This is a genomic window from Sphingorhabdus sp. EL138 (genome assembly GCF_945890115.1).
Taxonomy (GTDB): Bacteria; Pseudomonadota; Alphaproteobacteria; order Sphingomonadales; family Sphingomonadaceae; genus Sphingorhabdus_B.
This window is the reverse complement of the sequence record NZ_CAMDCK010000005.1, coordinates 113,080-134,066: the sequence shown is the minus strand read 5'-3', so window position 1 is coordinate 134,066 and position 20,987 is coordinate 113,080. Positions and strand designations below refer to the sequence as shown.

18 protein-coding genes and 1 pseudogene are annotated in these 20,987 nt (G+C 55.6%); 10 read left to right on the top strand and 9 right to left on the bottom strand.

Annotated features, from left to right (window positions below; translation table 11 throughout):
* Window positions 1-291 precede the first annotated feature (291 nt).
* Window positions 292-2,109, top strand: a complete 1,818-nt coding sequence (lepA, locus tag Q0O07_RS03895) for a translation elongation factor 4 (protein WP_295490585.1) — start codon at window positions 292-294, stop codon at window positions 2,107-2,109.
* Between the two features lie 543 nt (window positions 2,110-2,652).
* Here lepA and Q0O07_RS03890 read toward each other — a convergent pair.
* Both Q0O07_RS03890 and Q0O07_RS03885 read right to left on the bottom strand, forming a co-directional pair.
* Window positions 2,653-2,943, bottom strand: a complete 291-nt coding sequence (locus Q0O07_RS03890) for a transcriptional regulator (protein WP_295490583.1) — start codon at window positions 2,941-2,943, stop codon at window positions 2,653-2,655.
* Window positions 2,944-2,970: 27 nt separating this feature from the next.
* The gene (locus Q0O07_RS03885; protein ID WP_295490580.1) at window positions 2,971-3,309 is read right to left on the bottom strand and encodes a type II toxin-antitoxin system RelE/ParE family toxin; all 339 of its coding nucleotides are present in this window, start codon (window positions 3,307-3,309) and stop codon (window positions 2,971-2,973) included.
* Window positions 3,310-3,594: 285 nt separating this feature from the next.
* Here Q0O07_RS03885 and Q0O07_RS03880 point away from each other — a divergent pair, with 285 nt between their 5' ends.
* Window positions 3,595-5,460: an ABC-F family ATP-binding cassette domain-containing protein gene (locus tag Q0O07_RS03880; RefSeq protein ID WP_295490577.1), complete on the top strand. Its 1,866-nt coding sequence runs from the start codon at window positions 3,595-3,597 to the stop codon at window positions 5,458-5,460.
* A 16-nt stretch (window positions 5,461-5,476) separates the two neighbouring features.
* The gene (locus tag Q0O07_RS03875; protein WP_295490574.1) at window positions 5,477-5,734 is read left to right on the top strand and encodes a hypothetical protein; all 258 of its coding nucleotides are present in this window, start codon (window positions 5,477-5,479) and stop codon (window positions 5,732-5,734) included.
* 33 nt (window positions 5,735-5,767) lie between these two features.
* On the opposite strand, the gene Q0O07_RS03870 is transcribed toward Q0O07_RS03875, so the two are convergent.
* Together Q0O07_RS03870 and Q0O07_RS03865 are read right to left on the bottom strand one after the other, a co-directional pair.
* Window positions 5,768-6,505, bottom strand: a complete 738-nt coding sequence (locus tag Q0O07_RS03870) for a response regulator transcription factor (protein ID WP_295490573.1) — start codon at window positions 6,503-6,505, stop codon at window positions 5,768-5,770.
* 188 nt (window positions 6,506-6,693) lie between these two features.
* Entirely contained in the window at window positions 6,694-7,812 is a 1,119-nt protein-coding gene (locus tag Q0O07_RS03865) for a serine hydrolase (protein WP_295490571.1), read from the bottom strand.
* A 320-nt stretch (window positions 7,813-8,132) separates the two neighbouring features.
* On the opposite strand from Q0O07_RS03865, the gene Q0O07_RS03860 reads away from it, so the two are divergent.
* From Q0O07_RS03860 to Q0O07_RS03840, 5 genes are all read left to right on the top strand, one after another.
* On the top strand, window positions 8,133-9,890 hold the full coding sequence (locus Q0O07_RS03860; RefSeq protein WP_295490569.1) for an alpha/beta fold hydrolase: 1,758 nt from the start codon (window positions 8,133-8,135) through the stop codon (window positions 9,888-9,890).
* Between the two features lie 12 nt (window positions 9,891-9,902).
* Window positions 9,903-10,136, top strand: coding sequence for a DUF4160 domain-containing protein (locus Q0O07_RS03855; RefSeq protein WP_295490567.1), 234 nt, complete (start codon window positions 9,903-9,905; stop codon window positions 10,134-10,136).
* Entirely contained in the window at window positions 10,120-10,380 is a 261-nt protein-coding gene (locus tag Q0O07_RS03850) for a DUF2442 domain-containing protein (protein ID WP_295490565.1), read from the top strand. Before Q0O07_RS03855 ends, Q0O07_RS03850 begins: the two co-directional genes overlap by 17 nt.
* Window positions 10,381-10,860: 480 nt before the next feature.
* Window positions 10,861-11,694 (top strand): alpha/beta fold hydrolase, encoded by an 834-nt coding sequence (locus Q0O07_RS03845; protein WP_295490563.1) that lies wholly within the window; start codon window positions 10,861-10,863, stop codon window positions 11,692-11,694.
* Window positions 11,695-11,831: 137 nt separating this feature from the next.
* Complete coding sequence (locus Q0O07_RS03840) at window positions 11,832-12,512, top strand: 5'-methylthioadenosine/S-adenosylhomocysteine nucleosidase (RefSeq protein WP_295490560.1); 681 nt, start codon at window positions 11,832-11,834, stop codon at window positions 12,510-12,512.
* On the opposite strand, the gene Q0O07_RS03835 is transcribed toward Q0O07_RS03840, so the two are convergent.
* The 4 genes and pseudogenes from Q0O07_RS03835 to Q0O07_RS03820 all read right to left on the bottom strand — a co-directional run.
* Complete coding sequence (locus Q0O07_RS03835) at window positions 12,509-13,717, bottom strand: DUF445 domain-containing protein (RefSeq protein ID WP_295490605.1); 1,209 nt, start codon at window positions 13,715-13,717, stop codon at window positions 12,509-12,511. The genes Q0O07_RS03840 and Q0O07_RS03835 overlap by 4 nt on opposite strands.
* A 225-nt stretch (window positions 13,718-13,942) precedes the next feature.
* Window positions 13,943-17,086 carry an efflux RND transporter permease subunit gene (locus tag Q0O07_RS03830; RefSeq protein WP_295490557.1) on the bottom strand — a complete coding sequence of 1,048 codons (3,144 nt, stop codon included), beginning with the start codon at window positions 17,084-17,086 and terminating at the stop codon, window positions 13,943-13,945.
* A 27-nt stretch (window positions 17,087-17,113) separates the two neighbouring features.
* A complete protein-coding gene (locus tag Q0O07_RS03825; RefSeq protein WP_295490555.1) occupies window positions 17,114-18,289 on the bottom strand; it encodes an efflux RND transporter periplasmic adaptor subunit in 1,176 nt (391 codons plus the stop codon).
* Between the two features lie 275 nt (window positions 18,290-18,564).
* Window positions 18,565-18,730: pseudogene (locus Q0O07_RS03820) on the bottom strand (DUF1153 domain-containing protein); the annotation flags it as partial.
* 123 nt (window positions 18,731-18,853) lie between these two features.
* Here Q0O07_RS03820 and mnmA point away from each other — a divergent pair.
* Both mnmA and Q0O07_RS03810 read left to right on the top strand, forming a co-directional pair.
* Entirely contained in the window at window positions 18,854-19,978 is a 1,125-nt protein-coding gene (gene mnmA, locus Q0O07_RS03815) for a tRNA 2-thiouridine(34) synthase MnmA (RefSeq protein ID WP_295490552.1), read from the top strand.
* A 31-nt stretch (window positions 19,979-20,009) separates the two neighbouring features.
* On the top strand, window positions 20,010-20,537 hold the full coding sequence (locus Q0O07_RS03810; protein WP_295490550.1) for a hypothetical protein: 528 nt from the start codon (window positions 20,010-20,012) through the stop codon (window positions 20,535-20,537).
* A 15-nt stretch (window positions 20,538-20,552) separates the two neighbouring features.
* On the opposite strand, the gene Q0O07_RS03805 is transcribed toward Q0O07_RS03810, so the two are convergent.
* On the bottom strand, window positions 20,553-20,927 hold the full coding sequence (locus Q0O07_RS03805) for a hypothetical protein (protein WP_295490547.1): 375 nt from the start codon (window positions 20,925-20,927) through the stop codon (window positions 20,553-20,555).
* Window positions 20,928-20,987 lie beyond the last annotated feature (60 nt).

Here is a 20,987-nt window from a genome sequence, read left to right as displayed (position 1 = left end):
TGTTTTGCCTACATCACCGATCTTCTCAGCATGGCGCAGCACCTTTAGCTTGCGCTGAATATCTCGTTCTTCCTTGGTCATCGGTTCCATCCTTCTGGTTGCCTATCGGCAATATGAAAGATGTCCCACGAGTCCGTACAGTCCTACAGTTGAAACAAGTTCAGGGTGACGGGTTTCCCCACAAAACCACTTTCCTACACACACCCCAATCGCGCACCCCATCTCACATAACCCCCTACCGCCTTTCCGCCATGCTTGAAGGCGCGGGGCGGCCCTGCTAGGGGCGGCTGCATGACTGAACTCTCTCTCATCCGCAATTTTAGCATCATCGCCCACATAGATCATGGGAAGTCGACTCTGGCCGACCGGTTGATCCAACAAACGGGCGGGCTTACCGCGCGGGAGATGACGAGCCAAGTTCTTGATAATATGGACATTGAGAAAGAACGCGGCATCACGATTAAGGCGCAGACGGTGCGGCTGGATTACACCGCGCATGACGGCCTGACCTATCAATTGAACCTGATGGACACGCCGGGCCATGTCGACTTCGCCTATGAAGTATCGCGCAGCCTTGCCGCGTGCGAAGGCGCGTTGCTCGTCGTGGACGCGGCGCAAGGGGTGGAGGCGCAAACGCTCGCCAACGTCTATCAATCCATTGAGCATGACCATGAAATCGTGCCCGTCATCAACAAGATCGATTTGCCCGCCGCTGAGGTGGACAAGGTCAAGGCCGAGATTGAGGAAATCATCGGTCTGCCCGCCGACGACGCCGTCCTGACCAGCGCCAAATCGGGCATCGGCATCGCTGAGGTGCTGGAGGCGGTCGTCACCCGCATCCCGCCGCCAAAGGGCGACCGCAACGCGCCGCTCAAAGCCATGTTGGTCGATAGCTGGTATGACCCCTATCTGGGCGTCGTCATCCTGATCCGCGTTATTGATGGCGTTATCAAAAAGGGTCAGGAAATTCAGTTCATGGCCGCTGGTACAAAGCATCTGGTCGACCGCGTCGGCTGTATGCGACCAAAGCTGGAAATCCTGCCCGAAATCGCGGCGGGCGAAGTTGGCATCATCACCGCGCAGATTAAAGAAGTCGCGCAAACCCGCGTCGGCGACACCATTACCGATGCCAAGCGCCCCGCCGCCGAAGCGCTCCCCGGCTTTAAAGAAGTGCAGCCCGTGGTTTTCTGCGGCCTGTTCCCGACCGACGCCGCCGACTTTGAAAAATTGCGCGAAAGCATCAGCAAGCTGCGCCTCAACGACGCATCGTTCAGCTTCGAAACCGAAAGCAGCGCCGCCTTGGGCTTTGGCTTTCGCTGCGGTTTCTTGGGGTTGCTCCATTTGGAGATCATTCAGGAACGGCTGACTCGCGAGTTCGACCTCGACCTCATCACGACCGCGCCGAGCGTTGTGTATAAGCTGCAACTCAGCCGCAGCAAAACCGAAGACGCGTGCGAGATGGAACTGCACAACCCGTCCGACATGCCCGACGTCAACCGCATCGACGAAATTCAGGAGCCGTGGATACAGGCGACGATTTACTGCCCCGATGAATATCTCGGCTCCATCTTGAAATTATGCCAAGACCGGCGCGGTATTCAAAAGCAGCTGACCTATGTCGGTGGCCGCGCGCAGATCGTCTATGAATTGCCGTTGAATGAGGTGGTGTTCGACTTTTACGACCGCCTAAAAAGCATCAGCCGTGGCTATGCCTCGTTCGATTATCACCAGATCGGCCACCGCGAAGGCGACCTTGTGAAGATGAGCATCATGGTCAATGGCGACGCGGTCGACGCGTTGAGCATGATCGTCCACCGCGGCACGGCGGAATCGCGCGGCCGCGGCATGTGCGAACGCCTAAAAGACCTCATCCCGCGTCATTTGTTCAAAATCCCCGTGCAAGCGGCCATCGGCGGCAAAGTCATCGCCCGCGAAACCATCGCAGCCATGCGCAAGGACGTGACCGCGAAATGCTATGGCGGCGACATCAGCCGTAAGAAAAAGCTGCTGGAAAAGCAGAAAAAGGGCAAGGCACGGATGCGTGAGTACGGGAATGTGAGCATTCCGCAGGAGGCGTTTATCGCTGCGCTGCGGATGGGGGAGGAGTAGAGGCCTAGCCTCCGCTTTGAAACAAATATCCCGCCAAAACTTATTCTGAGTTGGAAGGACGGCATTTAGCAGCCCTTCCTGAATTTCTAGCTCTTCACTGGTTTTTTGATAAACGAAACAACTAACGCAAAAGCAAGTACAACCGACGCTATCACTTGGAATTACGGGAATGACGGTGACAGTGCACTTAATTCGTCAGCTTATAACCGTGATGCGCAGCGTGCAATAATTTAGTGCACTGTCACCGTAATTCAAATTATGTTATTCATTATTGTCTTCTTTATGTAAAGCATACATGGTGTATATACAAGCAATAGCGATAGAAAATGATGCCAGAACTTTATAGTTTCCATCATATATTTGTTGAAATATGGAAAAGCACACTGCTGAAAGCAAGAGTAAAGTTGAAAAAATTCTAGATTGCTTTTTTTTTGTCATTAAAGCCTCTATTTTAAAGATAATAGATCAAGTGATTATTCCAATTGCGGTGACAGTGCCCTAAATTCATCGGAATTACGGCGACGGGCACGAAAACCCCTAAACTCAACCCATCCCCTTTTCAATCAAAGCCAGCGCCGCCTTAGGATCGGCATCCACCATAGCCAGCAACGTCCGCGCTGGTGCATCGGGGGAGCGGCGGTGCTGTTCCCAATCGCGCACGGTGGCGACGGGCACGCGCAGCTTGTTGGCGAACTTCACTTGACTCAATTTGGTCTTGACGCGGATGGCCTTTACGTCGGGTCCTGCAACAACGCGACCCTTCGTCGCATCGCCCTGTGCAAAGGCGATGGCATCCTTCAGCCCGGCCGCGATCTGTTCAAATGCTTTGGTCATGATAGTCGACCTCCTTTTGCCAATCATTCACGTCGATTTTGCGCTACCTGTTAAAATAGCAGTTAGTGACTTCAGCGCGTTTTTCTCGCCTTGCGTCAGATTTGCCTTTTCACCTTTGCCAAACACGGTGAGCAGGTACACTGGAATATCGCCTCCGCCGAAATAATAGACGAGCCGGTAACCGCCTGACTTGCCTTTGCCTCGGCCAGCGAGCCGTGCCTTGCGGACGCCGCCGGTTCCTTGCATCATGTCACCCGCCTCCGGGTCGGTTGCCACCAGATCGACTGCTGCATTCCGTTCGTCCTCTGACATCCCCGCAGTTTTCGCGTCACGAAGGTAGCTATCAGTTTCAACGACGGTGTGCATAGCTCCGTCTAGATACGGCAATGGCGCATAGTTGGCAAATGGTTTTCATACGGCATTGCCGTATTATTTGGGATTTGGAAACGCACACAACTCTCCTTCGCCGCGCCTGCCTCCCGTCATTGCGTTCAGATTGGTCGCTTGTTACGAACTCCGCGCTTTGACGACAGGCGCGATAGTCCCCAAACCTGCGCTGCGGCGACGCGGGTTTTCTCCATCTGCATTCGCCCCACATAAACCCCAATTCTCTGACTGACAGGGCGCGCTTGGTCTGCTAGGCGGCCCTCCATGCTTAATCTGAACGGTATCACCGTGCGCCTTGGCGGACGCACTATCCTTGACCGCGCCACGGCGGCTTTGCCGCCTTACAGCCGTATCGGGCTGATCGGGCGTAATGGCGCGGGTAAATCGACATTGATGAAGGTGATGATTGGATCGCTGGAGGCCGATGACGGTAGCCTCGACATGCCTAAGGGCACGCGCATCGGCTATATCGCGCAAGAGGCGCCTGCGGGGGATTCCTCGCCGTTTGAAACGGTGCTGGCGGCAGATACCGAGCGCGCGGCGTTGATGATCGAAAGCGAGCAAGAGGGGCTTGACCCCGACCGCATGGCCGAAGTGCATGAACGCCTGATCGCGATTGACGCCTATACCGCGCCCGCGCGCGCTTCGCGTATCTTGGTTGGCCTTGGCTTTGATGAAGAGATGCAGGGGCGGCCGCTCGATAGCTTCTCCGGTGGGTGGAAAATGCGCGTGGCGCTGGCGTCGTTGCTGTTTTCGCAGCCGGATTTGCTGTTGCTCGATGAGCCGTCAAACCATTTGGATTTGGAAGCGACCTTGTGGCTGGAAAATTTCCTTAAGGGCTATCCGGCGATGATGGTGGTGATCAGCCATGAACGCGATTTGTTGAACAATGTCGTCGACCATATCCTGCATTTGGATAATGGTCAGGTGACGTTGTATTCCGGCGGCTATGACTCGTTTGAGCGGCAACGTGCCGAACGCGCCGCGCAATTGGCGGCGGCCAAGGCAAGCCAAGACGCGCAACGCGCCAAGTTGCAGGATTATGTCGCGCGTAACTCGGCGCGCGCGTCAACCGCGAAACAGGCGCAGTCCAGAGCCAAGGCGCTGGCGCGGATGCAGCCGATTGCCGCAATGGCCGAAGACCCGACGTTAAGCTTTGACTTTCCAAGCCCCGATGAATTGAAACCGCCCTTGGTGACGCTCGATCTGGCGAGTGTTGGCTATACCGAAGGCAAGCCGATATTGCAGCGGTTGAACCTGCGGATTGACCCCGATGACCGGATCGCTTTGCTGGGGCGCAACGGCAATGGCAAGACGACGCTGGCGCGCTTGCTTGCGGCGCAACTGACGCCGATGGAGGGGCAGATGAGCGCGTCGGGCAAGATGCGCGTCGGCTATTTCACGCAATATCAGGTGGAGGAGCTCGACGGCGACGACACCCCGCTGGAGCATATGACCCAGCAGATGAAGGGCGCGAGCCCCGGCGCGGTGCGCGCGCAACTGGGGCGGTTCGGCTTTTCCGGGGCAAAGGCGACGACGAAGGTCGGCAAGCTATCGGGCGGTGAACGCGCGCGGCTGGCGCTGGCGCTGATTACGCGCGATGCGCCGCATATGCTGATCCTCGATGAACCAACGAACCATTTGGACGTCGATGCGCGAGAGGCATTGGTGCAGGCGTTGAACGAATATGACGGCACAGTGGTGCTGGTCAGCCATGACCGCCATATGCTGGAGCTGACGGCGGACCGGCTGGTGCTGGTTGACGGCGGGACCGCGACCGAATTTTCCGGCACGATTGAGGATTATACCGACTTCATCCTGGGCAAGGGGCCAGCCAAGGAGAAAATGTCCAAGGCCGATCGCAAGGACGACAAAAAAGCCCAAGCTGCCGCGCGTGAGGCGCAGGCAAAGCTGAAGCGCGATGTGAGCGATGCCGAGGCGGACCTTGCAAAGCTGGAGGTCGTGCTGTCGGCCATCGACAAGGCCATGTTTGACCCGCAGGCGGCGGCGAATGACTATAAGAATCTGACGATGGGCGAATTGTCGCAACGTCGGGGTAAGATTGTCGCGGCGCAAGAGGCGGCGGAAGCCCGCTGGGTTGCCGCAAGCGAGGCGTTGGAAAAGGGTTAATTTCCCTTGCGCCTTAATGCGGTTGAGTGCGGCTGAATTCCCCAAAATCCGGGCCTTGGCCGTGGGTTGCGTCCGCCGCCTGAAACATCAGGGCATCATCAATCGAAAGGCAGTCGTCCAAGATGATGCGCGATATATTCATCCCCGCCACGAGCTGGACCAGTTTTTGCGGAGGCAAAGCCGCGATGCTATGATCGACGCCGCCGATGATGCAATGTCATCGGCGGCGTCGAGCAAAAACTATTGCTCTGATACATTTGGCATAAGAGCCTGATTTAATAAGATTATTATAACAGGATAATTCGAACTATGCTAACATAGCCAGCGGCTCTTTTGCAGCGTTTATAGCATGCGGATCGGCCTGCAAAGTATAGCCGAAACCGTATAAGGCATTTAAGCTAATGCCCAATGTCGGGTCAAGTTTCAGGTTCTTGCGCAGCCGTGCGACATGCGTATCAATGGTCCGCGATTGATAGTCGACAACCTTGCCCCATAATGTTGCCGCGAGATATTGGCGCGATAATAATCGGTTGGGATTGCTGAAAAACAGCATCGCCATATCGAATTCCCGCTTCGGCAAGATGATAGCTTCGTCGTCGAAATACACCGTCGATGTTGATGGACGTAAGAGATATGGACCCAGCACTACCGATTCCGGCCGCGTCCGCACATCGCCATTATAGCGGCGCAAAACCGACTTGATCCGCAGGGACAATATTTCCGGGTCAACTGGCTTCGACACGAAATCGTCAGCACCTGCTTGAAGCCCACGGATGACGTCACGGCGATCATTGCGTGCGGTGAGCATGATGGAGGGCATATCAGGATGGAATTTCCGGATATATTCTATCACTTCAATACCGGTCAGGTCTGGAATAGACCAGTCGGCGATCAGGAGGTCGCATTCTTTTTGGCGCACGGCTGTCAGGAATTTCTGCGCCGAGTTGTAGCTCGCTACGGTGTAACCCAAGCCGCCCAAAAACTCTTCGAGTTCGGCTGCAAATACGGTGTCGTCCTCGACGACGGCGATATAATAGTTGCTCACAATTTCACCCTTATTCGACCGGTCCCCGACGAACGTTCTAGGCCATTGGTTTACATCTGTAACATTTTTTATGTAAATTTATGTAAATTAATATTTACTATTGCAACATATTGGACACTTTTGGCGTTACAACTGGGGTGATAAATCCTCGGAGAATGACGGGAGCGGAGTTGTCATGCCCGTAATCCTCAGTTTTTCGTCGCCTTGGCGACTGGCTTTGGCTTGGGCATTGCCTCAGCGGCTTTCGCTTTCGGGTGAATGCGCTCGTGGTGGCGCGTCACGGCGCGAGCGACATTTTGTATAAAATTATTTGTTGCTCCCATACCGGCGCGCGTTTCCGCTATCATCACCGCCACAGGATAGACGCAGCCATCCGGCGCGCGCATCACGCCCACATCGTTGATTGCCGTTGCTATCGAACCCAGCACTTGCCCAGTTCCCGTTTTATGCGCGAGGCGCCAGCCCGGGGCGAGGCCGGTCCGCAAACGGGATTTCCCCGTATAGGTGCCAGCCATTAACTTCAGCAATTTGGCGCCCGGGTCATTGGCATCACGTTCGCTAAAACGTTTCAGCACCAACGCGATTGTGCCGGGGGCCGCGCCGTCGAGCGGCGTTTCGAGATAAGCGTCCAGCGCAGCCTTCCTTTTCGCCATCGGGATGGTTGACCGTTGGGCCTTGAACGCATTGCCCTTACGCAAGTCGGCTTGCCACTCCAGCCCGGCAATTGCGCTTTGCAGCAGGACTTCACCAGGACCAAAGCGAATGGATTGCACTTTTCGCCGGTCAAGCATTTGGTTGATCGCTTGCGGGCCTCCGGCAACGCGCAAAAGGACGTTATTGGCGAGATTGTCGCTGGCATGGATAGAATGCACGAGCAATTCGCGTAACGGCATATCGAACGATTCCTGCCCGTTGAGATAATTTTTAAGCGGCTGGCTGAAGACAACGATGTCATCGCGGGTAACACGAATGCGTTTATCCAACGAAAATTTACCCGCAGCTTCCTGTTCCAAAATCGTTAGCGCTACCCACATTTTGGAGACGCTTTGTTGCGGAAAACGCTCGGTCTGACGCTTGCCGATAATCTCGTCGGAAAAGGGCGTGTAGATGGCGATGCCGGCGCGACCGGGGAATTTCTTCCAATAGCTGTCAATGTCCGTTTTTAGCATTTCGTCGGCTGCCACAATCGGATCGGTCACATCTGCCGTTTCACCGGCATATGCCGTTGTTATGGTCGCACATGCGGTGATGCCAAGGGCGCAAGAGAGCGTGAGGCTAAAGGCGACTATGTTGAAAAAGCTACGCATGATCCGACTTTTGGTTGTGCAAGGGCGGCTGGCTTTGCGCGCGCCCCAACAGATGTTTAAGCGCTGCAGGAGCAGAAGCCAATTCCGACAGAAGACAATAGGATGCCGTTTGCGGACATCCATCGTCAAATTTTAACGGTGACAACGCCGTTTGACCTGCCCAATCTCCGTCCGCAATTGCAGCCTGACCTGCGTGTTAAGCGCCGCAGTGATATGTCTCCAGTTTTGATATATCTATTTGCAATTGTTCACATTACGCGGAGTGTTTGACGCAGGTCGCACGCCGTGCAATCTTTCGCATGGGAAAAGAGGAGGGGACTATGGCGAGCAAGTCGGACACAGGTGGCAGCGCGAAGGCTGGCAAAAAGAAATCGCAAAAGAAAGGCGCGCCTTTTTCAGGCATCGCAGGCGCTTTTGACGCCGCCAATGACGCCACCATGGCGCTTGGTCCGCTGGCCGGTTTGGCGCGGGAGGATTTTATTGGCGCGATTGGCCTGATGCTGCGCCAGACCGCGAGCAACCCCGATAAGGCATGGCAGGCAACGACCAGATTTTCCGAAGATGTTGTGAAGATCATGACCGGGAAATCCGACCTTGCGCCTGATGCCAAGGACAAGCGCTTCATGGATCCGGCATGGACGTTCAACCCGTTTTTTAAGGCGGGCGCGCAATATTATCTCGCGGTGCAAAAGGGCGTCAAAAGCTATATTGAAGATTTGGAACTCGATGCGCTTGAACGCGACCGTGCAAACTTCATTTCGCAAATCATCATCGACGCGATGTCCCCGACCAACACCCTGATTGGCAACCCGACCGCGCAAAAGCGGCTGGTGGATTCGGGCGGCCTTAGCCTCGTGAAAGGCCTGAAAAACGCTTATAATGACATGGTTCACAACGATATGATGGTGAGCCAAGTTAACAAAAAGCCGTTCAAGCTTGGCGAGAATGTCGCAACGGCAAAGGGCGCGGTTGTGTATCGCGACGAACGCTTTGAACTCATCCAATATGCGCCGACGACCGACAAGGTGTTCGCAACGCCGCAACTGACCATCCCGCCGCAGATCAACAAAATGTATATTAATGATCTGTCGCCTGAAAAATCGATCATCAAATGGCAGACCGACCATGGCATTCAGCCATTCATGATTTCCTGGCGCAACCCCACCGATGATATGGGCGTGTGGGGCATGGCCGAATATACCGAAAGCTGCATCAAGGCCCTGGATGTGGTGTGTGAAATTACCGGCAGCGACAAGGTCAATATTTCGGGCGGCTGTTCGGGCGGGCAGACGATGTCGGTGTTGCTGTCGAAGCTGGCATCGATGGGCGACACCCGCGCCAATGCGATCACCATGATGGTATGCGTATTAGAACCCAAGCCCGGCGATACCGAGGCATCGAGCCTTGTGTCGCACAATGGCATCGCGCTGGCGCGGCAACGCGCGGCGAAGAAAGGCGTGATTGAGGGCAGCAGCCTTGCGCGCGGCTTTGCATGGTTGCGGCCAAATGACCTCATTTGGAACTATGTCATCAACAATTATCTGCTTGGGGATGATCCCCCAGCCTTTGATATCCTATTCTGGAATGCCGATGCGACCAACCTGTCATCGGCATTGATGGGCGATTTCTTGGAGCTGTTTGAGGCCAATGCTTATGCCAAGCCCGGCACGTTCGACATTGCGAGCCACACGCTTGACCTGACCAAGGTGACGGGCGACCTGTTTGTTCTGGGCGGGACCACCGACCATATCACGCCATGGCGTGCTTGCTATCGCTCGACGCAATTGTTCGGCAGCAAAAATGTGGAATTCATCCTCAGCCAAGCAGGGCATATGCAAGCGATCCTAAACCCGCCCGGAAACCCCAAGGCGAAATATTGGAAGCACAGCAAGGGCAAGACCCCTGCCGATGTTAATGAATGGATGAAGGGCACCGAAGAAGTCGCCGGAAGCTGGTGGCCACATTGGATGCAATGGCTCCACGCACGGTCGGGCACCGAGATTGCCGCGCCGAAAACGCAGGGGAGCAAAAAGCACCCAGCCATGGAAGCCGCGCCGGGACTGTATGTTTTGGAGTGAGGGGAAGCGTGAGTGCCCACCATATACCGGGAAAATGGCTTTCGATTTTACTTTTTCAGCCATGAGCCAAACGAGCCTCCGCATGTTCATATCGACAAGGGAGAGGCAACCATTAAGATTTGGCTTGGCAGTTTGGAGGTCGCAAAAAGCAGGGGCTTTCGGGCGCACCAGATTTCTGGCATAATCAGAATCGTAAGCGAGCATCAGATGTTGTTCACGGAGAAGTGGCATGAATATTTCGGCTAAAATCACCGACGAGCGCGTTCTCGATGTGCGTTTTGACGAGCATAGCCTGATAGTGGACCTGATGGATGGCCGGACTATTTCTGCTCCGCTTGCTTGGTACCCGCGTTTGGCAAATGCTTCGGTCGAGCAGCGCGCGCATTGGGAGAAATGTGCCGGCGGCTATGGCATCCATTGGCCCGATATTGACGAAGATTTAAGCACCGAGGGTCTGTTACGCGGAGCGCCTGCCGCAAAGGCAGCGTAACGGCATTAGAATGAAATGAGATTTTTCGACGGTTTCCATCGAGTTAGGGATTTTTATGCGTTGGCCGGGTCGCTGCGCTTTTGGTACTTGTCGTTGGGCGTGTTGGTCGTCATATTTTCGCTGTCGGGGATTTACATTTGGCTATCTCGGAAAATTGGGTGGCCCGAAAACTATGGTTTTAGCTGCCACCGAAAATGTCTCATTGACAATATGTGGCATAGCCATGCGCTACTCAACACCGGAAACGGATACGAACTTGGCCTTTTCGCGTTTATTTGGTTTATGCCAACCATTATCTTTTGCGCTGCGATATATGCTTTGATTAAGCGGCGTAAACGCGGATCGATCCTGACGGTCGAACCTGACAAATAAAGGCCTAGCGCATTCACTGGTCAAGCGTTGTAGCACTTAACCCCTTGCACCACCCCGTCGTTCGGTTAAGATTTAAACCACGCCCAAAACAGGGCCAAAGGAACATCTATGACCAAAAACCGCGCGCCCAAGTTTAGCATGGAGACCGTTGACGGTCGCACATTGCGGGTGGCGGTTTGGCGGGCGTGCAAGGCGACGACGAAGCTGCCCATATTGTTTTTCAACGGCATTGGCGCGAATATTGAGGCGATGGCGCCGATGGCGGAATTGCTCGATGACCGCGACTTTATCACCTTTGATATGCCCGGCATTGGCGGATCGCCGGACCCTGTGGTGCCCTATAACGCGATCCTGATGGCCCGGATTGCGGCGCTGTTGCTGGATCGGTTTGACATGCCCCTTGTCGACGTCATGGGCGTAAGCTGGGGCGGGGCGATGGCGCAGCAATTTGCGCTGCAGAACAATGCCCGCACCAATAAGCTTATCTTGGCCGCGACCAGCGCCGGCATGTTGATGGTACCCGGCAATCCGGCGGCGCTCGTCAAAATGGCGGACCCGCGCCGCTATATCGACCCTGATTTCATGGCGAAGCATTTCAAGACGCTATATGGCGGTATGGTCGGCAATAAGTCGGAGCATATTGGCCGCATTACGCCCCCGTCGAAAACGGGATATTTCTATCAATTGATGGCGATGATGGGATGGACGAGCGCGCCCTTCCTGCCGTTTCTGAAGACCGAAACGCTGATCATGATGGGTGATGATGACCAGATTGTGCCGCTGGCCAATGGCAAATTTTTGAACTTCCTTATCCCGAACAGCGCATTATTCGTGGTCGAAAATGGCGGGCATTTGTTCCTGTTAAGCCATGTCGAACAAAGCATATCGGCGATCCGCGCCTTTCTGGATCGCAATGCGGATGCGGCACGTAAAGCGGCCTAAACTGCTGACTATTATAAATAATTCAGAGTTTTTCTGCGAATCGTGCATATTTCTGCGAATCGTCAAACATTGTCATCATAATTACGCTATTCACAGGTTAGACTGCCGTTGATGTTCGCATAAAAGGCTGGTCGCTTATGTTCAAAACTGTTGGAATTATTACCGGCGTGGATGCTGAGGCTGCGGCATTGTTTCCCGGCCAGAGCGCCAGCAGCGAGGCGCTGCACGGCTTCATGGTGCGGCAGGTGCCTTTTGCAGGCCGCAACATCGTCATCACCTGTAGCGGCATTGGCAAAGTGAACGCCGCGATGGCAGCGATGATGCTGGTGGAGCATTATCAAGCCGACTTGCTGCTGGTTGTTGGGACCGCTGGAAAGCTGAACGGGCGAGAGGGGAGTTGCTTCCAGATCGTCGAGGCCGTGCAGGGCGACTATGGCGCCTCGCGCGCCGATGGCTTTGTGCATTACAGGGCAGGGGCCTGGCCCATAGGGGAGGCGCATGCCGAACCTTTCCGCGCTGCGGTCATGCCCGACACTGGCCTGCCCAAGGTGCGTATCATCACCAGCGATTGTTTTGTCGAAAGCGCGGACCATGGCAGCAGGCTGCATAAGGCGCTCAGCGGCGATATCGTTGACATGGAAACCGCCGCCGTCGCGCAGGCTGCGTCGCGGATGGATGTAGAATGGGCCGCGATTAAGGCCATCAGCGATGATGCCAATGGCGACAGCTCTGGCGATTTCCAAGCCAATTTGAAACGTGCTGCCCGCTCGGCAGCAGAGGCCGCCGAGCGGATGATTTCGGACTTGCCGCGCGGTTAAATCAACAGTCCGACGGCGTGGATGATGATCCCTGCCAAGCCGCCCACCAACGTGCCGTTGATGCGGATGAATTGTAGGTCGCTGCCGACGGCATTTTCGACGCGGTCGGTGATGGTGGATGCATCCCAGCGGGCGACGGTGTCGGATACAAGCCGGACGATGTTATCGCCGTAATTTTCGGTCGTGCCGACAATGGCGCGGCGGGCAAAGCGGTTGATTTGGTGTTTCAGCTTCGTGTCCGCTTGCAAATTGCCGCCCAGCTTGATGAGCGCATCACCAAAGCTGCCCGCCAAGGCGGCATCGGGGTTGCGCGCCGCTTTTAACAGGCTATCGCGCCCTTGGTCCCATAAGCTGTTGATCCATGTGCCGATCGCGGGGTTTTCCAACAACTGCCCCTTCCAATGCGCGACCTTGGCTTGCAGTTCCTTATCATGACGTAGATCATGGGCCAGCTTGGCGAGCCCCTCTTCGCCCTTTTCCCGCAGCGGATGGTCGGGGTCTTCGGCCATGTCGTGGAGCAATTTATTCAGGCCGTTGACGATGGCATTGGCCAATTTGTCATCAAGGCCCGTCCAACGCATGAGGGTGTTGGCGCGTTCCTCCACCATTTCGCGGATGAGATGTTCATTGGCCTCCAATGTTGCCGACGCCCATTTGATGATGCCGTCGAGCACAGGGATATGCCGCCGCTCCCGGATCATGGCGGTCAGCAGCTGGCCCAGCAAAGGCGCGATGTCGAGCTTGTCGAGTTGCTTGCGAATTGCGCCCTTGGCGATGCCGCCCAATCGTTCATCGTCGAGCGCGGCGATGATATCCCCCATCAAGCGCGATGCCCCCATGCGCATCCGGCCTTCGCCGCCCGATGGTGCGCTTAGAAACTTGCCCATCGCACCTGCCACATCCATACGCTGCACGCGGCGGGCCACGACCTTAGTGGTCAGGAAATTTGTCCGAAGAAAGCTGGCCAATGTGCGACCAAGCCGCTCCTTATTATTCGGAATGATCGCGGTGTGCGGAATAGGTATGCCCAAAGGGTGCCTGAAGAGCGCTGTGACGGCAAACCAGTCGGCAAGGCCACCAACCATCCCCGCTTCGGCAAAGGCCCTTAGAAAGCCCCAGTAGCCGTCGTAGCGCGTTTCCATATATTTGCCGAAAACGAACAAAGCCGCCATGCACAGCAATAAGGCCGTTGCGATAATCCGCATCTGTCGCAGTTCGGCATCCCGCGCCGCATAGCGCGCTTTTTCCGACTGACCCAGTTGGTTGATAGCTTTCACGCGACTGACCTTAACGGCATGTGTAAAAAACGCCACCCATCGTCATGCGGAATGTGGTTCAGCGAACCCGACCCAACAGAATCAATCCCAACAGAATCGTCATCCTGAACTTGTTTCAGGATAACGCGCTTTTGTGGCGGCGCTGCCACCAACTCACTCTGCTGGCTGAAGGCCGCCCAAGTCGTCTTTGCCGGGGGCTTTGTCCGTTGGCTTGGCAGGCTCTGTAACATTCTCTTTATGATTATCGGGGTCATAGGTCAGCAATCGGGTACGCAGCCATGGTCCAACGCGCTTTTCAAAACCATCGGCCAGGCTGAAACCAGCAGGGACGATAAGCAACGTCAGCAAGGTCGACACGATAAGCCCGCCGATCACGACTGTGCCCATGGGCGAGCGCCATTGGCCGTCACCGCCCAAGGCAAGTGCGGTGGGAACCATACCGGCGGTCATGGCGACCGTGGTCATCACAATCGGCTGTGCGCGTTTATGCCCAGCCTCCATAATCGCCTCAAACTTCGGCACGCCGCGCGCCATTTCCTCGATCGCGAAATCGATCAACAATATGGAGTTTTTCGCCACGATGCCAAAGAGCATCAATATGCCAATGAATACCGGCATCGATATTGGCTGGCCAACCATTGCAAGCGCCAGCAAGCCGCCCAAGGGCGCAAGCAACAACGAACCCATGTTGACCAAGGGGGACATGAAACGGCGGTACAAAAGCACCAGAACCGCAAACACCAACAAGGTTCCGGAAACCAAGGCGACCATGAAATCGCCCTGCATTTCCTGCTCCCATTCTTGGGACCCGAAAGGTGCGCGGGACACGCCGGTGGGCAGATTTTCCATGATGGGCAGCTTGTTGATTTTTATGTCCGCCTCGGACGACACGATACCCGGCGCAAAATCGGCACCAATGAAGATACGGAAATTCTGGTTGCGACGTTGTACCGAGGTTGGACCAGCGCCAAAGCTGATATCCGCCACGCGGGATAGTGGCACAGACCCGCCGCTCGCCAATGGCACAGGCAGGTTGCGGATAACATCCAAGTTCTCACGCGATTCCTTGGCCAGCATCACGCGGATCGGGATTTGACGGTCGGTGAGCGAGAATTTTGCGCTATTCTGGTCAATGTCGCCCAGCGTCGCCACGCGGATTGTCTGGCTAAGTGCCACGGTCGATACGCCCAGTTGTGACGCAAGGTCATTGCGCGGCTTTATGATCAATTCGGGGCGCTGCAAATCCGCAGAGATACGCGGCGCGCGCAATTCGGGCAGCGTCTTCATCTGTTCGACCAAAGTTGCCGCTGTCCGGTCAAGCATTTCGGGGTCTGATCCAGACAACATGACCGACACGTCACGCCCAGAACCGCCACCGCCGCCGCCCGGGCCATTAACCTGAAACGTCACGCGCGCGTCCGCGATTTTCGTGAGTAATGGGGTCAGGTCTTCTTCGAATTCCTGACTGGTCCGGGCCCGATCCTCATGCAAGGTGATAAAAATATTGGCGCCGCCTTCGCGCACGCTTTGCAATGCCGTTTTGACTTCAGGCTGCTGCTCGACGATTGCTGCGGCCTCATTGCTGATCTCCCGCGTGCGCTCCAACGTGGTTCCGGGCACCATTTCGATGCGAATACGGCTGAAATCGGTATCGCCATCGGGGAAGAATTGCTTTGGCAGGACGACAAGCAATGCGACCGTCAGTGCGAGCGCCACTGCACCAATGCCCATCATCCAACGGCGGTGACCCAGCGACCAGCGCAGGATTTTCATATATCGGTTGATCCAGCCGGCCTCGCCATGGTCGGCCATACCGTCGGCTTTCAGAAAATAAGCGGCAATCATGGGCGTAATCATGCGCGCGACAGCAAGGCTCACGAGAACCGAGGCGACGACCGTTAGCCCGAAATTCTTGAAAAATTGTCCTGCAACGCCGGGCATAAGGCCAACGGGCAGGAACACCGCGACAATTGAAAATGTGGTGGCAACCACCGCAAGGCCGATTTCATCGGCGGCATCAATCGATGCCTGATAGGCCGATTTGCCCATCCGCATATGCCGGACGATATTTTCAATTTCCACAATGGCGTCATCGACCAACACCCCGGCAACAAGGCCAAGCGCCAACAGCGACATGGTATTCAGCGTGAAGCCCATCAGGTCCAAAAACCAGAAAGTCGGAATGGCCGACAAGGGAATGGCAATGGCCGAAATAATCGTTGCCCGCCAATCGCGCAGGAACAGGAAAACGAACACGATGGCAAGCAACGCGCCTTCAATCATCGCCTCGATAGAGCTTTTATACTGGCCCTTGGTATAATCCACGCTGTTGAACAATGTGATAAAATTGATGCCGGGATTTTCTTTTTTGATTTCCGCGATTTTGACCATCGCATCGTCGAAGACCGTGACGTCGGAGGCACCCTTGGCGCGCGACATGGCGAAGGTTACGACTTGTTTGCCGCCAGAAAAGGCCATGGCGCGTTGTTCGCTAAAACCATCTGTGACTTGCGCCACATCGGCCAATTTGATGGAGCGGCCGCCGCCAAGGCTGATCTGCGTCTGGCTCAGCGCGAAGGCGTCGGTGGCGTTGCCCAGCACGCGGACCGATTGGCGTGATCCAGCAATTTGCGATTGGCCGCCCGACGCGTTGACATTTTGTTGGCGCAGCACCGCGTTAATCTGGCTCGCACTCACACCCAGTGACTGCATCTTCGCAGGATCCAACACGACGCGGATTTCGCGGTTGACGCCGCCATTGCGGCTAACCGAAGCCATGCCTTCAACGGAGAGCAAACGGCGCGCAACCGTGTCATCAACAAACCAGCTTAATTGCTCCAGCGTCATGTCGCTGGCTTCAACCGCAAAATAGGCGATTGGGTCGCTGGAGGTGGCGACCTTGAAAATCTGCGGTTCCAAAATGCCATCGGGCAGGTCGCTGCGGATTTGGTCGACGGCGTTTTTCACTTCGCTGACTGCGGCGTTGATATCGTCGCCAATTTCAAATTCGGCGCTGACCGTCGTGTTGCCTTCACTAGAGGTTGCGTCGATGTTGCGCACGCCCTGCACACTGCGGATCGCGGATTCGACCTTTTGCGTTATCTGTGTGGTGATTTCGGTCGGCGCAGCGCCGGGTTGCGAAATCGAGACAACAACCACGGGGAATTCGATATCAGGATCATTCTGCACATCCATGTTCCGGAACGACATGATACCGGCAAGGGTGAGTGCGACGAACAAGACGATTGGCACCACCGGATTGCGGATGGACCATGCAGAAATGTTATTTAAATTCATGATGTATATCCCGAATGGCCCAACGACTTACTGTTTTTTCAACAGTTTGGGATTGATCGTTTCGTCCGGGTTGAGGAAGCCGCCCGCATATAGAACGACGCGTTCGGTGCCGTCCAAGCCTTCTTCAATAATCAAGCCATTGGCGGTCACTGGGCCCAGCTTAACCAAGCGTTGCTGCACCTTGTTATTTTTGCCGACAATATACACAAAGCTGCCTTCGCGCCCGGTTTGAACGGCGGATTCAGGCAGGACCGGCGAGGTCATAGCGCCGGATTTGATTTCAACAGAAGCAAAGCCACCGGGGCGTAATGCCGCGTCAAATGGCAAGGCAATACGCGCCATACCCTGACGGCTCTGCACGTCTATCATTGGCGAAATTTGCCAGATATTGCCGTTAAATACGCGATCAACGCCAACGGGGGTCACGGATGCAGGAATGCCGACGGCGATTTGCGCGAGATCATCTTCGCTTAATTTGGCCTGAAGCTCTAACTGACCATCCTTGGCGATGCGGAACAATATACCGCTGCCTGCGGACACCGTCTGTCCGGTCTCCACATTGCGTTCCAGCACATAGCCAGAGACGGGCGCACGGACGTCCAGACGCGCATTGCGGGCACGGGTTTCGGCAAGTTGTGCGTTGGCGACATTCACCCGCGCACGGGCGGCATCACGCGTCGCGGTCTTGCGATCCATATCTGCCTTGGAAATAAAACCCCGGTCAACCAACTGCATCGCGCGGTCGAGTTCGTTTTGGGCAAGTTGCAAGTCAGCGCGGGCGACACCGGTCTGCGCCTCAAGCGCGGCGGCCTGCTGCGTTTGTACCGAACGGTCAACGCTCACCAAGACCTGGCCTTGTGTGACCCAATCGCCTGCATCGACATACACTTGCAGGACGCGCCCGCCTTCGCCAACGACGCCAACGGGAATTTCGCGGCGTGCGGCCAATGTGCCGGTCGCGTTAATCGCGCGCATCACGCTATCACGGCCCGGAGCGACGACGGTCACGGTCTGGGCTTGGCCAGCCTTATCCGCATCGGTGGGGGCATTATTGCCGCTACCGAAGAAATAATAAGCGGCCCCCGCTATAATCAGAATAACGACGATGATGGCTGCAATGCGGATCCGACGCTGGTTCCGATCGCGGTTGTCCTGCAGAATTTCGCCATTTATCGTGGCGCTCATCATAGTCTCGTAATTCATACCGGAATTCCAAATAATAGCTTCAGGAAGCGCGCACGCCCCCAACATGTTCATAATATGACTGTATTACCCTAATAAGTCACTGTCCGCAAGCAGCGGAACGTGCGCGGGTTAAACGATTTGACATCCCTTAGGATATCACAAACGCCCCTGCGCAACAATACAGACTGACGCTGCATATGCTTCGACAAACAACATAAAAAGCCGCGCAGAAACGGCTGCGTGGCTTTTTATGAATGCGCAAAAAGCATATTTTACCGACGCGCCGTTTCACATCAGTATTTTTGTCGCCGTTCATATAGGCCACGATAATGTTGGATGCGGGTTACGCGCAGAAAGCGTTAGGCAATAGCGTTCACATAGGTCGTTAATGGACAACAGCCCACCATTGACAGCAGCCACGACCTCCGCCTTGCGGCGAACAACCCAACGGGTCGCTGTTCAATCCTTGTTAAGACAGATTAACGCCCTTTAGCGTATGACGCAGGGTGCCCATGGAACGGGGCTTGGAAACCGTTCAGAAAACTATCAATTCGCGGATGAAGCTTCTATGGAGGCAATCCGATGACCGACGATATTTATCATACTGATTTTCAACTTGGCCCTGACCTGAAAGGTAAGCGGATCGTCGTTGCCATGTCAGGCGGTGTCGATTCCTCGGTTGTGGCGGCGCTCGCGGCGCGTACGGGCGCGGAAACCATCGGCGTCACATTGCAACTGTATGATCATGGTAGCGCCGTAAAACGGGCAGGGGCGTGCTGTGCCGGACAGGACATACGCGACGCACGTGCCGTCGCTGACAAGCTTGGCATTGCGCATTATGTTTTTGACCATGAAAGCCGCTTTCGCGAATCGGTCATCGACCATTTTGCCGATGAATATATGGCGGGCCGGACGCCAATCCCTTGCGTTCGCTGCAATATGGGCGTGAAATTCACTGACCTGTTCCGCCTCGCGCGGGAACTTAATGCGGATTGCCTTACAACTGGCCATTATGTCCGCCGCGTCGAAGGGGCCACTGGTGCCGAACTGCACCGTGCCGCCGACCCAGCGCGGGACCAAAGCTATTTTCTGTTTGCGACCACGCAAGACCAACTGGATTATCTCCGCTTTCCTTTGGGGGGCATGCCCAAACCCCATGTTCGGGCCATTGCGCAGGAAATGGGGTTGATCGTGGCGATGAAGCCCGACAGTCAGGACATTTGTTTTGTACCCGATGGTGATTATGCCAGCGTCGTCCGCAAAATTCGGCCTGATGCAGAAATCGGCGGGGACATTGTCCATATGGATGGCCGCATTCTTGGCCAGCATAAGGGCCTCATTCATTACACCGTTGGGCAGCGCAAAGGGCTTGAGGTTGGCGGACAGCCAGTGCCTTTATATGTCATCCGCTTGGATGCCGCGACGCAGCGTGTGATTGTCGGGCCGCGTGCGGCGCTTGCCGTTCCCGCCGCGCGGATCATTGATGCCAACTGGCTATCCGATATCGGCAACAGGCCGGTAATGGCGAAGGTGCGGTCTATGTCCCGCCCTGTGCCTGCCCGTCTGGATGGCGAATGGCTTCGTTTTGACGCGCCTGAATATGGCGTCGCGCCGGGGCAGGCCGCGGTATTATATGATGGTGACCACGTGCTTGGCGGTGGCTGGATCGAAGAAACACTTGCGGTGGAGATGGCTTCCGCCGCCTAAGATCATACGCTTACTGAGGGGGGAGTTCAGGATGCATTTGAAGGACGCACAACGCGACATGCGCCGGGCCTATGTCAATGGCGGGGTTGGTATTTTCGTTTCTGGACTATTATGGGTGATTGCCGGGGCGGTAACTTTATATGCCGACCTGTTTTCCGGCATGGCCACATTGTTTTTCGGCGGGATGCTGATCCATCCGGTGTCGTTGTTGCTTGCGCGGCGGGTCTACTATCGTGGCAGCTCGCGCGCGCCGAACCCGATGGAGATGCTCGCGCTGCAATCCACGGCGTTCCTCATCATTGGCCTTGCCATCGCCTATCTGGTCAGCGGGACGTATGGCGATTGGTTCTTCGCCATTGCCTTGTCGGTGGTCGGGGCGCGTTACCTCGTGTTTCAGACGGTCTACGGCATGCATCTTTATGTTATGCTCGGCCTGGTCCTCATTGCTATCGCCGCGGTCGCTTTATGGCTCGGTATCGCGCCGGCATTTGTCGCCTTAGCTGGGGGCGCGACAGAATTGTTAATCTCTGCGTTCATTCTTGTGCCGGCAAAACGTTAGCGGCCCATAGCTCAATCAAAGCGCCTCGATTTCCGCTGCGTTCAATTGGATGCAACCAAAAGCACCGCGCCGTTCCGCCACAGCTTCGGCCATAAACGGCACGGATGCGTAGACGCGTTTATTTTCGGGATCGTCGCTTAAGCGCACAATCTCCATGCCTTTTTCCTTGTCAGTTTCGCATGACGCCATGTCGCGACCCTGAATATAGCGGCAAGAGCAAGTGACATGCGCGCCATAAGCGGCCCCCACGCGCGCCTGACCCTTGATGCTGTTCCAGTTCCAAAACAGCCACAAGGCCGCGAACAAGACGATGACCAAACCGGCAATTTTCAATCTCTTGAATCGCGGTTGCGGTGCTTTTGGTCTTTGGGTCGAAGTTGCGGTTGCCATGGGCCCTCCATTTGGTGCATCGAAGCATCTTATGCCTAGAAACAAAATTCACCTTGCCGC